Here is a 13,656-nt window from a genome sequence, read left to right on the forward strand (position 1 = left end):
GCTCTTGTTCTCGTCGGCGTCACATTGCAGCGTTAACCTTGTCACAAAATAACGCTACGTATGGAGAACGCTATGGCACAGCCTATTATTCTCGATTGCGATCCGGGTCATGATGACGCCATTGCTCTCGTCCTCGCTCTTGCCTCCCCTGAACTGGACGTAAAAGCGGTTACCTCATCCGCCGGAAATCAGACGCCGGATAAAACCTTGCGCAACGTGCTGCGCATGCTGACCCTGCTCAAACGCACCGATATTCCTGTCGCTGGCGGGGCCGTGAAACCGCTGATGCGCGAGCTGATCATTGCGGATAACGTTCATGGCGAAAGTGGACTGGACGGCCCTGAACTGCCGGAACCGGGCTTCGCGCCACAAGGCTGCACCGCCGTTGAGTTGATGGCGAAGGTGCTGCGCGAAAGTGCAGAGCCCGTGACGCTGGTGGCTACAGGTCCGCAGACGAACGTGGCATTGCTGCTTAACAGCCATCCAGAACTGCACGGTAAAATCGCCCGGATCGTCATCATGGGCGGCGCAATGGGGCTCGGAAACTGGACGCCAGCCGCGGAGTTCAATATCTATGTTGACCCTGAAGCCGCAGAGATCGTTTTCCAGTCCGGTCTGCCGATTGTGATGGCGGGGCTGGATGTGACGCATCGGGCCCAAATTATGGCAGACGATATTGAACGCTTCCGCTCTGTGGGTAATCCGGTGGCAACGACTATGGCAGAACTGCTCGACTTCTTTATGGAGTACCACAAAGCCGAGAAATGGGGCTTCCATGGCGCACCGCTGCATGACCCGTGCACGATTGCCTGGCTGTTGAAACCTGAGATGTTTACCACGGTTGACCGCTGGGTTGGTGTGGAAACGCAGGGGAAATATACCCAGGGAATGACGGTGGTGGATTACTACTCGCTGACGGGGAACGAGCCGAATACTGCGGTGATGGTGGATATCGACCGGGAAGCGTTTGTAGATTTGCTGGCGGAGAGACTGGCTTACTATAGTGCGGCCTGATGCCCTCACCCCAACCCTCTCCCACGGGGAGAGGGAGCAAACACTAAAAACGGCAACAGGGTTGCCGTTTTGCTTTTACCTAGGGCTCAAACGGCCGGCGCTGGAACTGGTCGTGACCGCATTTCGGGCACAAGGGCAGCACCTCCGGCGTATACACCGCGATGTGGTGATGACATTTCTCACACACCAGATTTCCCAACCCTACCACTTCGCCGCTGTGGTACACACCGTGATGGTTCAAATCCTGAAACACCTCGCGCCACTCAAGCTGCGTTTTATCGGTGATATCCGCCAGCTCCTGCCACAGGCTCTCTTTGATCACCCGCATAAACACGCTGTCCGAGACCTCTTCCTGGCTCTCCTGATAGCTGCGCGCAAACTCTTCCAGGTCACGACGTACCGCACGCGTCACCTCTTCCACTTCGGTTCGCGTTAACTCACCCGTTTGCGTCACGCGGGCACGCGCCTGTTCGACCAGCGCATCAATATCACGCTCGCCGTTACGCAGCCGCTCCGTCAGTGTCGCCACCAGCTCGCGGTAAAATTGAGCAACCTTGTTCATCATTTTGCCTCCCGGGTAAGTAACTAACTCTAATAATAGACCTTATTTCACCGCCGCTTTGTCAGGTGAAGCACAGACCCGGTAAATTCCTGCAAAGTGCTTTTGTGCGAAAGGCTGTTTTGACGCGGACGTTTGGGCTATGCTAAGCGGATCTGAATTACCACATCCATTGGCTACATTTGTAGCTGTATTAAAAACAGGACCACTGGCTGCCATGCAAGAGCAATACCGCCCGGAAGAGATAGAATCAAAAGTCCAGCAACACTGGGACGAGAAGCGCACCTTTGAAGTAACCGAAGACGAGAGCAAAGAGAAGTATTACTGCCTGTCGATGCTTCCCTATCCTTCTGGTCGACTACACATGGGCCACGTGCGTAACTACACCATTGGTGATGTGATCGCCCGTTACCAGCGTATGCTGGGCAAAAACGTGCTGCAGCCTATCGGCTGGGATGCGTTCGGCCTGCCGGCAGAAGGCGCAGCAGTAAAAAACAATACGGCACCGGCACCATGGACGTACGACAACATCGCGTACATGAAAAACCAGCTCAAAATGCTGGGCTTCGGCTATGACTGGAGCCGCGAGCTGGCGACCTGCACCCCGGAATATTACCGCTGGGAGCAGAAATTCTTCACTGAGCTGTACAAAAAAGGCCTGGTGTACAAGAAGACGTCTGCGGTTAACTGGTGCCCAAATGACCAGACCGTTCTGGCGAACGAGCAGGTTATCGACGGCTGCTGCTGGCGCTGTGACACCAAAGTTGAGCGTAAAGAGATCCCGCAGTGGTTTATCAAAATCACCGCTTACGCTGACGAACTGCTGAACGATCTGGATAAACTGGATCACTGGCCTGACACCGTTAAGACCATGCAGCGCAACTGGATCGGCCGTTCTGAAGGTGTGGAAATTACCTTCAACGTTGAGAGCTACGACCAAACGCTGACCGTCTACACCACCCGTCCGGACACCTTTATGGGGGCGACCTATCTGGCCGTGGCCGCTGGTCACCCGCTGGCGCAGAAAGCGGCAGAGAACAATCCGGAACTGGCAACTTTCATCGACGAATGCCGCAACACCAAAGTGGCTGAAGCCGACATGGCGACGATGGAGAAAAAAGGCGTTGATACCGGCTTTAAAGCGATTCACCCGCTGACGGGTGAAGCTATTCCTGTCTGGGCGGCGAACTTTGTACTGATGGAATACGGCACCGGTGCGGTGATGGCCGTTCCGGGACACGATCAGCGCGACTACGAGTTTGCCACCAAATATGGCCTGACTATTAAGCCGGTGATCCTGGCCGCAGACGGTTCTGAACCCGACCTGTCTGAGCAGGCATTGACCGAAAAAGGCACCCTGTTCAACTCCGGCGAATTTAGCGGACTGAGCTTCGAAGAGGGCTTCAATGCCATCGCTGACAAGCTGGCCTCGCTGGGCGTAGGTGAGCGTAAAGTCAACTTCCGTCTGCGCGACTGGGGCGTTTCCCGTCAGCGTTACTGGGGCGCGCCAATTCCAATGGTGACCATTGAAGACGGCACCGTGATGCCGACGCCAGAAGATCAACTGCCGGTGATCCTGCCGGAAGATGTGGTCATGGACGGCATCACCAGCCCGATCAAAGCCGATCCTGAGTGGGCGAAAACCACCGTTAACGGCCAGCCTGCGCTGCGTGAAACCGACACCTTTGACACCTTTATGGAGTCTTCCTGGTATTACGCACGCTACACCTGTCCGCAGTATCAGGAAGGCATGCTGGATTCTGACGCGGCCAACTACTGGCTGCCGGTAGACATCTACATCGGTGGCATCGAACACGCCATCATGCACCTGCTCTACTTCCGCTTCTTCCACAAGCTGATGCGCGATGCTGGCATGGTGAATTCTGACGAACCAGCCAAACAGCTGCTGTGTCAGGGCATGGTGCTGGCTGATGCCTTCTACTACGTTGGCGCGAACGGCGAGCGTAACTGGGTGTCTCCGGTGGACGCGATCGTAGAGCGCGACGAGAAAGGCCGTATCGTGAAGGCGACAGACGCTGAAGGTCATGAGCTGGTTTATACCGGCATGAGCAAGATGTCCAAGTCGAAAAACAACGGTATCGACCCGCAGGTGATGGTTGAGCGTTACGGTGCAGATACCGTGCGTCTGTTCATGATGTTTGCCTCTCCGGCTGACATGACGCTGGAGTGGCAGGAATCCGGTGTTGAAGGCGCGAACCGCTTCCTGAAACGCGTCTGGAAACTGGTTTACGAACATACCGCACAGGGTGATGCTCCGGCGCTGAACGCTGCTGCCCTGACGGAAGATCAGCAGGCGCTGCGTCGTGATGTTCATAAAACAATTGCAAAAGTCACCGATGATATTGGTCGTCGTCAGACCTTCAATACCGCAATTGCGGCTATTATGGAACTGATGAACAAGCTGGCGAAAGCCCCGCAGGATGGCGAGCAGGATCGTGCCTTAATGCGTGAAGCGCTGCTGGCCGTCGTTCGCATGCTGAACCCGTTCACGCCACACGTCAGCTTTACTCTGTGGCAGGAACTGAAAGGCGAAGGCGATATCGACAACGCGCCGTGGCCGGTTGCGGACGAAGCAGCAATGGTGGAAAACACCACGCTGGTGGTAGTCCAGGTCAACGGCAAAGTGCGCGGTAAAATTACCGTGGCGGTCGACGCAACCGAAGAACAGGTTCGCGAGCGTGCAGGCCAGGAACCTCTGGTCGCGAAATATCTTGAGGGCGTTACCGTACGTAAAGTGATCTACGTACCCGGTAAACTGCTCAATCTGGTCGTTGGCTAAGCGCGGGAGGAAACGTGCGACAACTGGCAACAATACTCTTATCACTGGCGGTGCTTGTCACCGCTGGCTGTGGCTGGCACCTGCGCAATACCACGGCAGTGCCTGCTGAGATGAAAACGATGATTTTCGACTCATCAGATCCGAATGGCCCATTCAGCCGGGCAGTTCGTAACCAGCTGCGCCTGAACGGTGTTGAACTCATTGAGAAAGACACGCTGCGCCAGGATGTACCGTCTCTCCGCGTTCTGGGGACGACCCTGAGCAAAGATACAGCGTCTATCTTCCAGGATGGCCGTACCGCAGAGTATCAGATGGTAATGACTGTTAACGCAGCCGTGCTGATCCCGGGTAAAGACATCTATCCGATCAGCACAAAAGTGTACCGTTCGTTCTTTGATAACCCGCAAACGGCGCTGGCGAAAGATGCCGAACAGCAGATTATCATCAACGAAATGTACGACAAGGCAGCGGAACAGCTGATCCGTAAACTGCCAGGTATTGCCGCGTCGACAAAAGAAGGCTCTGACATTATTGAAAAACCGGATGCCAGTACGCCCCCGGTTTCTACCTCTATGGGTAACTGATGATCAGGCTGTATCCTGAACAACTCCGCGCGCAGCTCAATGAAGGGCTGCGCGCGGCGTATCTGCTGCTTGGAAACGATCCCTTACTGCTGCAGGAAAGCCTGGATGCCGTGCGACATACTGCAGGTGCTCAGGGCTTTGATGAACACCATACCGTCCAGGTGGATAACAATACCGACTGGGACGCCCTCTTCTCACTCTGTCAGGCGATGAGCCTTTTCGCGTCGCGTCAGACAATTCAGATCCTGCTGCCAGAAAACGGCCCTAACGCGGCCATCAATGAGCAGCTTGCCACTCTGGTGAGCCTGTTACACAGCGATCTGCTGTTAATTGTCCGCGGCAATAAGCTCACCAAAGCGCAGGAAAATGCCGCGTGGTTCACTCAACTGGCGACCCACGCGGTGCTGGTTACCTGTCAGACACCTGAGCAGGCGCATCTGCCAAAATGGGTGGCCGCAAGAGCAAAGCAGAACAACCTTCAGCTGGATGATGCGGCAAATCAACTGCTCTGCTACTGCTATGAGGGTAACCTCCTGGCGCTGGCACAGGCGCTGGACAGACTCTCCCTGCTCTGGCCGGATGGCAAACTGACACTCCCCCGCGTCGAGCAGGCCGTTAATGACGCCGCGCACTTCACGCCGTTCCACTGGGTGGATGCATTGCTGGCCGCGAAAAGTAAACGCGCCCTGCATATCCTTCAGCAGCTGCGCCTGGAAGGCAGCGAGCCCGTTATTCTGCTGCGTACGCTGCAGCGTGAACTGTTGCTGCTGATTACGCTCAAGCGACAGTCTGCCCATACGTCGCTGCGCGCGCTGTTTGATAAACACCGGGTATGGCAAAATCGCCGCGCAATGACCACCGAGGCCGTCAACCGCCTGAGCCATGAACAGCTTCGTCAGGCTGCCCAGCTTCTGATGCGCGCTGAGCTCACCTTAAAACAAGATTACGGCCAGTCGGTCTGGGCGGAGCTGGAAAGCCTTTCCCTGCTGCTCTGCCACAAGGCGCTGGCTGACGTATTTATTGATGGATAGTATGCACTCTTTACAGGCCCTGTATGGCGGCACCTTTGACCCGGTACACTACGGGCATCTTAAGCCGGTGGAAATTCTGGCGAATTTGATCGGCCTGCAGCGCGTCACCATTATGCCCAATAACGTTCCGCCGCACCGCCCTCAGCCTGAGGCAACCAGCGAGCAGCGAAAAGAGATGCTAACGCTTGCCATTGCGGATAAACCGCTTTTCAGGCTTGATGAGCGGGAATTGCGTCGCGACACCCCCTCGTGGACGTCGCAAACGCTGCAGGAGTGGCGAGCCGAGCAAGGGCCTGACCAGCCGCTGGCGTTTATCATTGGTCAGGATTCTCTGCTCAACTTTCCTGGGTGGCACAAGTATGAAACCATTCTGGAGAACAGCCACCTGCTCGTTTGCCGCCGCCCAGGCTATCCGCTGACCATGCGTGAAGAGCAGTATCAGCAATGGCTTGAAGACCATCTTACCGATAACGTAGAGGATCTTCACAACCAGCCCGCCGGGAAGATTTATCTGGCGGAAACCCCGTGGTTCGATATCTCCGCCACCCTTATTCGTGAGCGTTTACAACACGGTTTAACGTGTGACGATCTGCTGCCTGCCCCGGTGCTGGCGTATATTCATACGCACGGGTTGTATCAGAAAAGCGCAGATGTTTAGTCAGGCGTCATAAAAAGCGGCTTATTGATTCTCCTGCCTTGACAGGTAAAGCCATACTGTTATCCTCCGCTGCCAGACTTTCCCGCCAGTCATTGCTTTACAGAAATTGTTTTACAAAAATGGCGATGCAATCTCTGGCGGAGGGTGGGATGATACCCGCCTTCAAAATCCCGGCCGGTGACATTTGTCCCGACAAGGGCGCCAGTTCAGGTATACTGTCTGGCTACAAATTCATAGTTGCACCATCTTATTCACCCAGGGGGAAAACTTGCAGGGTAAAGCACTCCAGGATTTTGTTATCGACAAAATTGATGACCTGAAAGGTCAGGACATCATCGCTATCGACGTTAAGGGTAAATCCAGTATCACCGACTGCATGATTATCTGCACCGGGACGTCTACGCGTCATGTTGTTTCGATTGCCGACCATGTGGTTCAGGAATCGCGTGCAGCAGGACTGTTACCGCTTGGCGTTGAAGGTGAAGCGACCGCTGACTGGGTGGTGGTTGACCTCGGCGATGTGATTGTCCATGTCATGCAGGAAGAGAGCCGTCGCCTGTATGAGCTGGAAAAACTCTGGGGTTAATGCGTGAAGTTGCAGCTGGTCGCCGTCGGCACCAAAATGCCGGACTGGGTACAAACCGGTTTTACTGAATATCTGCGTCGTTTTCCAAAAGACATGCCGTTCGAACTGGTGGAGATCCCTGCCGGGAAGCGCGGTAAGAACGCGGATATCAAACGTATTCTCGATAAAGAGGGCGAACTGATGCTGGCTGCCGCTGGCAAGAACCGCATCGTCACCCTCGATATTCCGGGTAAACCCTGGGATACGCCGCAGCTGGCGCACGAACTGGAGCGCTGGAAGCAGGATGGCCGTGACGTTAGTCTGCTGATTGGCGGACCTGAAGGGTTGTCCCCTGCCTGCAAAGCGGCAGCAGAACAAAGTTGGTCTCTCTCCGCGCTGACGCTGCCCCACCCGCTCGTTCGGGTCCTGGTGGCAGAAAGTCTGTATCGCGCGTGGAGCATTACTACCAACCACCCCTATCACCGCGAGTAATGACTGACCAGGGTAGATTAAGCAGCGGATGAAACTACAGAATTCTTTTCGCGACTATACGGCTGAGTCCGCGCTTTTTGTGCGCAGGGCACTGGTCGCCTTTACGGGGATTTTGCTGCTTACCGGCGTGCTGATCGCCAACCTTTATAATCTGCAAATCGTCCGCTTTACCGATTACCAGACGCGTTCAAACGAAAACCGCATCAAGCTGGTGCCTATCGCACCCAGCCGCGGCATTATCTACGACCGTAACGGCACCCCTCTGGCGCTAAACCGCACCATCTATCAAATCGAGATGATGCCGGAAAAGGTCGATAATGTTCAGGACACGCTGGAGGCGCTAAGAAGCGTTGTCGATCTCAACGATGACGATATCGCAGCCTTCAAAAAAGAGCGCGCCCGTTCCCACCGCTTTACCTCCATTCCGGTGAAAACCAATCTGACGGAAGTTCAGGTGGCCCGTTTTGCGGTGAACCAGTACCGCTTCCCCGGCGTGGAAGTGAAGGGTTACAAACGTCGCTACTATCCTTACGGCTCCGCGCTGACGCACGTCATTGGCTACGTTTCCAAGATTAACGACAAAGACGTTGACCGCCTTGATAAAGACGGCAAGCTGGCGAACTATGCCGCGACGCACGATATCGGCAAGCTCGGGATCGAACGCTACTACGAAGATGTCCTGCATGGACAAACCGGCTATGAAGAAGTTGAGGTTAACAATCGTGGCCGCGTCATTCGACAGCTGAAAGAAGTTCCGCCTCAGGCGGGGCATGACGTCTATCTGACGCTCGACCTCAAACTGCAGCAGTATATTGAAACCCTGCTGGCGGGCAGTCGCGCCGCCGTCGTGGTCACCGATCCGCGTACCGGGGGAATTCTGGCTATGGTGTCCATGCCTAGCTATGATCCGAACCTTTTTGTTGACGGCATCTCCAGTAAAGACTATTCCGGCCTGCTGAATGATCCCAATACGCCGCTGGTAAACCGCGCCACGCAAGGCGTTTACCCGCCGGCATCTACGGTGAAACCGTATGTGGCGGTCTCGGCGCTGAGTGCGGGTGTCATCAACCGTAATACCAGCCTGTTTGACCCGGGCTGGTGGCAGCTACCCGGGTCTGAAAAACGCTATCGCGACTGGAAAAAATGGGGCCACGGCCATCTGAACGTGACCAAATCTCTGGAAGAGTCAGCGGATACCTTCTTCTATCAGGTCGCCTATGACATGGGGATTGACCGCCTGTCAGAATGGATGAGCAAGTTCGGCTACGGGCACTACACCGGCGTCGACCTTTCAGAGGAGCGATCCGGCAACATGCCGACGCGCGAGTGGAAGCTGAAGCGCTTTAAGAAGCCGTGGTATCAGGGTGATACCATTCCGGTGGGTATCGGCCAGGGCTACTGGACCGCAACGCCGATTCAGATGAACAAAGCGATGATGATCCTCATTAACGATGGCGTGGTCAAAGTCCCGCATCTGCTGCAAAGCACCGTTGAAGACGGCAAAAAGGTGCCGTGGGTACAGCCCCATGAAGCGCCCGTGGGTGACATTCATTCCGGCTTCTGGGAAATCGCGAAAGACGGTATGTACGGCGTAGCAAACCGTCCGAACGGTACCGCGCACAAATATTTCGCCGGAACGCCGTATAAAGTGGCTGCAAAATCCGGTACGGCGCAGGTCTTTGGCCTGAAAGCCAACGAAACCTACAACGCACACCGCATTGCTGAACGTCTGCGTGACCATAAGCTCATGACGGCATTTGCCCCTTACGATAACCCGCAGGTGGCGGTGGCGATGATTCTGGAAAACGGCGGCGCTGGCCCGGCGGTAGGGACCATCATGCGCCAAATCCTCGACCACATTATGCTGGGTGATAACAACACCGAACTGCCGGCTGAAAACCCGGCCGCCGCTGCGGCGGAGGACCAATAATCATGACGGATAATCCAAACAAAAAATCGTTGTGGGATAAAATCCACATCGACCCAGCCATGCTGCTGATCCTGTTGGCTCTGCTGGTTTACAGCGCCCTGGTTATCTGGAGCGCCAGTGGTCAGGACATCGGTATGATGGAACGCAAAATCGGCCAGATCGCGATGGGTCTGGTCATCATGGTGGTGATGGCGCAGATCCCACCGCGCGTCTATGAAGGCTGGGCGCCCTATCTCTATATCTTCTGTATTATTTTGCTGGTGGCAGTAGACGCGTTCGGCGCCATCTCAAAAGGGGCGCAGCGCTGGCTGGATCTGGGCGTTGTTCGTTTCCAGCCCTCGGAGATTGCCAAAATTGCCGTCCCCCTGATGGTGGCGCGCTTTATCAACCGTGATGTCTGTCCGCCGTCGCTGAAAAACACCGCGATCGCGCTGGTGCTGATCTTCCTGCCGACGCTGCTGGTTGCTGCGCAGCCTGACCTCGGCACCTCGATCCTTATCGCGCTCTCCGGTCTGTTTGTCCTTTTCCTGTCGGGCTTAAGCTGGCGTCTGATTGGTATCGCTGTGGTGCTGATTGCGGCGTTTATCCCTATCCTCTGGTTCTTCCTGATGCATGATTACCAGCGCCAGCGCGTTATGATGCTTCTCGACCCGGAAACTGACCCGCTCGGTGCGGGCTATCATATTATTCAGTCCAAGATTGCGATTGGCTCCGGCGGCCTGCGCGGTAAAGGCTGGCTGCACGGTACCCAGTCGCAGCTGGAATTTTTACCGGAACGTCACACCGACTTTATCTTTGCGGTACTGGCTGAAGAGCTGGGGCTGGTTGGTATCCTGATTTTGCTCGCGCTCTACGTGCTGTTGATCATGCGAGGATTGTGGATTGCCGCCCGGGCGCAAACCACCTTCGGCCGCGTCATGGCAGGCGGATTGATGCTGATTTTATTCGTTTATGTCTTCGTAAATATTGGTATGGTGAGTGGTATTCTGCCGGTAGTAGGCGTACCGCTGCCGCTGGTCAGTTACGGAGGCTCGGCACTGATCGTGTTGATGGCCGGGTTTGGGATCGTGATGTCGATCCATACCCACAGAAAAATGTTGTCAAAAAGCGTTTAAAAATAAGGGGATCGGAATGCGTAAGCAGTGGCTGGGGATCTGCATCGCGGCAAGTTTACTTGCGGCCTGCACAAGTGATGATGGTCAGCAACAGGCAACCGTCGCGCCGCCGCAGCCTGCGGTGTGTAATGGTCCGATCGTTGAAATCAGTGGGGCCGATCCCGTTTATGAACCGCTGAATGCCAGCGCGAATCAGGATTACGAGCGCGACGGCAAAAGCTACAAAATCGTGCAGGACCCTTCCCGCTTCAGCCAGGCGGGCTTTGCTGCCATTTATGATGCAGAACCGGGCAGTAACCTCACGGCATCCGGTGAAACATTTGACCCCATGCAGCTCACTGCCGCGCACCCAACGCTGCCAATTCCAAGCTACGCGCGTATCACTAACCTGGCTAATGGTCGCATGATCGTCGTGCGTATTAATGACCGTGGTCCATATGGTAATGACCGGGTGATTTCTCTGTCCCGCGCGTCTGCCGATCGCCTGAACACGTCGAACAACACCAAAGTTCGCATTGACCCGATTATCGTGGCGCAGGATGGCTCGATGTCCGGGCCGGGTACCGCCTGTACGACGGTGGCGAAGCAGACCTATGCCCTGCCAGACCGCCCAAATCTTGACGGCGGAATGGGTAGCGTCTCTTCTCCGGCTGAGCCTTCTCAGCCGGCGGGAGAAATACGTCCAATCAGCAATGATACGCTGCAAAGCGATGATTCCACTGGCGCCCCGGTAAAAAGTAGCGGCTTTTTAGGCGCACCGACGACCTTAGCGACGGGCGTGCTGGAAGGCAGTGAGCCGACGCCAGCCCCGGTTGCGGCTCCGGTGACGCAGCCAGCGCCGGTAACAGCGCCAGCGACCACGCAAAGCGCGGCAGCCGCTGCGCCAGCAGCAGCCAGCGGCGGCTTTGTCGTTCAGGTGGGGGCAGTGAGCGATCAGGCCCGAGCCCAGCAGTATCAACAGCGTCTAAGCCAGCAGTTTGGCGTACCTGGACGCGTTGAGCAGAACGGCGTGGTCTGGCGTATTCAGATGGGGCCTTTTGCCAGTAAATCGCAGGCAGCGTCTCTGCAACAGCGTTTGCAGAGCGAAGCACAACTGCAGTCCTTCGTCACTGTTGCAAAATAATTAATCGGCGGTATCCGAAATGTCAGTTTGTGTAAAACGCATTCACAAACTCATGCTTAAAGTCGGATGCCTGCCTGAATAGCATTTGCTATAGTAAGGCACTTTTTTTAATTCCATCACGGATGTCGTAGTTCTGACCATGAAGACCACTTTTTCTGCTCGTTTTGTGCAGCGCATGGCGCTGACCACGGCCCTTTGCGCAGCAGCACTCTCTGCTGCTCATGCCGATGACCTGAATATCAAGACCATGATCCCTGGCGTTCCGCAAATCGACGCGGAATCCTACATCCTGATCGATTACAACTCTGGCAAAGTTCTGGCAGAACAGAACGCCGATGCCCGCCGTGACCCGGCCAGCCTGACCAAAATGATGACCAGCTATGTTATCGGCCAGGCCATGAAAGCCGGTAAATTCAAAGAAACGGATCTGGTCACCATTGGTAACGATGCGTGGGCAACCGGGAACCCTGTGTTCAAAGGTTCTTCTCTGATGTTCCTGAAGCCCGGTATGCAGGTTCCGGTTTCCCAGTTAATCCGGGGTATCAACCTGCAGTCAGGTAACGATGCATGCGTAGCAATGGCTGATTTCGCCGCCGGTAGCCAGGATGCCTTCGTCGGCTTGATGAACAGCTACGTCACCGCGCTGGGTCTGAAAAACAGCCATTTCCAGACCGTACACGGCCTGGATGCAGACGGTCAGTACAGCTCCGCACGTGATATGGCACTGATTGGTCAAGCCCTGATCCGCGACGTACCGAACGAATACTCCATCTATAAAGAGAAAGAGTTTACCTTCAACGGTATTCGTCAGACCAACCGTAACGGCCTGCTGTGGGATAACAGCCTGAACGTTGACGGTATCAAAACAGGTCATACCGATAAAGCCGGTTACAACCTGGTGGCCTCTGCCACTGAAGGCCAGATGCGTCTGATCTCTGCCGTGATGGGCGGTCGTACCTTTAAAGGTCGTGAAACCGAAAGCAAGAAACTGCTGACCTGGGGCTTCCGTTTCTTCGAAACCGTGAATCCGCTGAAAGCAGGCAAAGAGTTCGCGTCTGAGCCAGTGTGGTTCGGCGACAACGACCGTGCTTCCCTCGGCGTTGATAAAGATCTGTACCTGACCATTCCTCGCGGTCGTATGAAGGATCTGAAGGCCAGCTACGTCCTGAACAGCACCGAACTGCATGCCCCGCTGCAGAAAAATCAGGTCGTGGGTACCATCAACTTCCAGCTGGATGGCAAGACTATCGATCAGCGTCCGCTGGTTGTTCTGCAGGAAATTCCTGAAGGCAATTTCTTCGGCAAAATCATTGATTACATTAAATTGATGTTCCATCACTGGTTTGGCTAAAAATCGAACACTTGAAAGTGTGATTTTGATCCCCATATACTAAGTATCCTGATAACTCCCACCTGACGTGGGAGTTATTCTTTTTGACGTTACGCCGGAGCTGACATGAAAACCAAACTTAACGAACTGCTTGAATTCCCTACCCCATTTACCTACAAAGTAATGGGTCTGGCGAAACCTGAGCTGGTTGATCAGGTGGTTGAAGTGGTACAGCGCCATGCGCCCGGTGATTACTCTCCGTCAGTAAAACCAAGCAGCAAGGGCAACTACCACTCGGTTTCTATTACTATCACCGCGACCCATATCGAACAGGTTGAGACGCTCTACGAAGAACTCGGCAATATCGAAATTGTGCGTATGGTGCTGTAGTCCCTTTGCGGTTACCCGGCTTACCGGGTAACCCCTCTCCCCCGCTGTGATATACTCCCCCTCAT

13 protein-coding genes are annotated in these 13,656 nt (G+C 55.1%); 12 read left to right on the forward strand and 1 reads right to left on the reverse strand.

Annotated features, from left to right (window positions below; all coding sequences use genetic code 11):
- The first annotated feature begins 72 nt into the window (after window positions 1-72).
- Window positions 73-1,014, forward strand: coding sequence for a pyrimidine-specific ribonucleoside hydrolase RihA (gene rihA, locus O1723_RS15385; protein ID WP_038421218.1), 942 nt, complete (start codon window positions 73-75; stop codon window positions 1,012-1,014).
- A gap of 79 nt (window positions 1,015-1,093) precedes the next feature.
- Here the strand turns inward: rihA and O1723_RS15390 are convergent, their stop codons facing one another.
- On the reverse strand, window positions 1,094-1,576 hold the full coding sequence (locus O1723_RS15390; protein WP_014882999.1) for a zinc ribbon-containing protein: 483 nt from the start codon (window positions 1,574-1,576) through the stop codon (window positions 1,094-1,096).
- A gap of 214 nt (window positions 1,577-1,790) precedes the next feature.
- On the opposite strand from O1723_RS15390, the gene leuS reads away from it, so the two are divergent.
- The 11 genes from leuS to ybeD all read left to right on the forward strand — a co-directional run bounded on the left by leuS (window position 1,791) and on the right by ybeD (window position 13,591).
- Window positions 1,791-4,373, forward strand: coding sequence for a leucine--tRNA ligase (gene leuS, locus O1723_RS15395; RefSeq protein ID WP_023336917.1), 2,583 nt, complete (start codon window positions 1,791-1,793; stop codon window positions 4,371-4,373).
- A gap of 14 nt (window positions 4,374-4,387) precedes the next feature.
- Window positions 4,388-4,957, forward strand: coding sequence for an LPS assembly lipoprotein LptE (gene lptE, locus O1723_RS15400; RefSeq protein WP_014882997.1), 570 nt, complete (start codon window positions 4,388-4,390; stop codon window positions 4,955-4,957).
- On the forward strand, window positions 4,957-5,988 hold the full coding sequence (gene holA, locus O1723_RS15405) for a DNA polymerase III subunit delta (RefSeq protein ID WP_023336916.1): 1,032 nt from the start codon (window positions 4,957-4,959) through the stop codon (window positions 5,986-5,988). Before lptE ends, holA begins: the two co-directional genes overlap by 1 nt.
- Complete coding sequence (gene nadD / locus O1723_RS15410; RefSeq protein WP_032645220.1) at window positions 5,981-6,646, forward strand: nicotinate-nucleotide adenylyltransferase; 666 nt, start codon at window positions 5,981-5,983, stop codon at window positions 6,644-6,646. Before holA ends, nadD begins: the two co-directional genes overlap by 8 nt.
- A 268-nt stretch (window positions 6,647-6,914) precedes the next feature.
- Window positions 6,915-7,232, forward strand: coding sequence for a ribosome silencing factor (gene rsfS / locus O1723_RS15415; protein WP_003858696.1), 318 nt, complete (start codon window positions 6,915-6,917; stop codon window positions 7,230-7,232).
- A gap of 3 nt (window positions 7,233-7,235) precedes the next feature.
- Window positions 7,236-7,703 carry a 23S rRNA (pseudouridine(1915)-N(3))-methyltransferase RlmH gene (rlmH, locus tag O1723_RS15420; RefSeq protein WP_003858701.1) on the forward strand — a complete coding sequence of 156 codons (468 nt, stop codon included), beginning with the start codon at window positions 7,236-7,238 and terminating at the stop codon, window positions 7,701-7,703.
- 28 nt (window positions 7,704-7,731) lie between these two features.
- Window positions 7,732-9,633, forward strand: a complete 1,902-nt coding sequence (gene mrdA, locus O1723_RS15425; RefSeq protein ID WP_014882994.1) for a peptidoglycan DD-transpeptidase MrdA — start codon at window positions 7,732-7,734, stop codon at window positions 9,631-9,633.
- Window positions 9,634-9,635: 2 nt separating this feature from the next.
- Complete coding sequence (gene mrdB, locus O1723_RS15430; protein WP_014882993.1) at window positions 9,636-10,748, forward strand: peptidoglycan glycosyltransferase MrdB; 1,113 nt, start codon at window positions 9,636-9,638, stop codon at window positions 10,746-10,748.
- Between the two features lie 16 nt (window positions 10,749-10,764).
- Window positions 10,765-11,871: an endolytic peptidoglycan transglycosylase RlpA gene (gene rlpA / locus O1723_RS15435; protein WP_023336914.1), complete on the forward strand. Its 1,107-nt coding sequence runs from the start codon at window positions 10,765-10,767 to the stop codon at window positions 11,869-11,871.
- Between the two features lie 139 nt (window positions 11,872-12,010).
- Window positions 12,011-13,222, forward strand: coding sequence for a D-alanyl-D-alanine carboxypeptidase DacA (dacA, locus tag O1723_RS15440; protein WP_014882991.1), 1,212 nt, complete (start codon window positions 12,011-12,013; stop codon window positions 13,220-13,222).
- Between the two features lie 105 nt (window positions 13,223-13,327).
- Window positions 13,328-13,591 carry a DUF493 family protein YbeD gene (ybeD, locus tag O1723_RS15445; protein WP_003858718.1) on the forward strand — a complete coding sequence of 88 codons (264 nt, stop codon included), beginning with the start codon at window positions 13,328-13,330 and terminating at the stop codon, window positions 13,589-13,591.
- The last annotated feature ends 65 nt before the right edge of the window (window positions 13,592-13,656 follow it).

The organism is Enterobacter cloacae complex sp. HYC080_NIDB (assembly GCF_056673325.1).

Bases quoted from the DNA above. Each gene is read 5' to 3' on its own strand.
- mrdB (WP_014882993.1), top strand. From the start codon at position 9,636: ATGACGGATAATCCAAACAAAAAATCGTTGTGGGATAAAATCCACATC.
- rihA (WP_038421218.1), top strand. From the start codon at position 73: ATGGCACAGCCTATTATTCTCGATTGCGATCCGGGTCATGATGACGCC.
- mrdA (WP_014882994.1), top strand. From the start codon at position 7,732: ATGAAACTACAGAATTCTTTTCGCGACTATACGGCTGAGTCCGCGCTT.
- leuS (WP_023336917.1), top strand. From the start codon at position 1,791: ATGCAAGAGCAATACCGCCCGGAAGAGATAGAATCAAAAGTCCAGCAA.
- O1723_RS15390 (WP_014882999.1), bottom strand. From the start codon at position 1,576: ATGAACAAGGTTGCTCAATTTTACCGCGAGCTGGTGGCGACACTGACG.
- nadD (WP_032645220.1), top strand. From the start codon at position 5,981: ATGGATAGTATGCACTCTTTACAGGCCCTGTATGGCGGCACCTTTGAC.
- rlpA (WP_023336914.1), top strand. From the start codon at position 10,765: ATGCGTAAGCAGTGGCTGGGGATCTGCATCGCGGCAAGTTTACTTGCG.
- ybeD (WP_003858718.1), top strand. From the start codon at position 13,328: ATGAAAACCAAACTTAACGAACTGCTTGAATTCCCTACCCCATTTACC.
- holA (WP_023336916.1), top strand. From the start codon at position 4,957: ATGATCAGGCTGTATCCTGAACAACTCCGCGCGCAGCTCAATGAAGGG.
- dacA (WP_014882991.1), top strand. From the start codon at position 12,011: ATGAAGACCACTTTTTCTGCTCGTTTTGTGCAGCGCATGGCGCTGACC.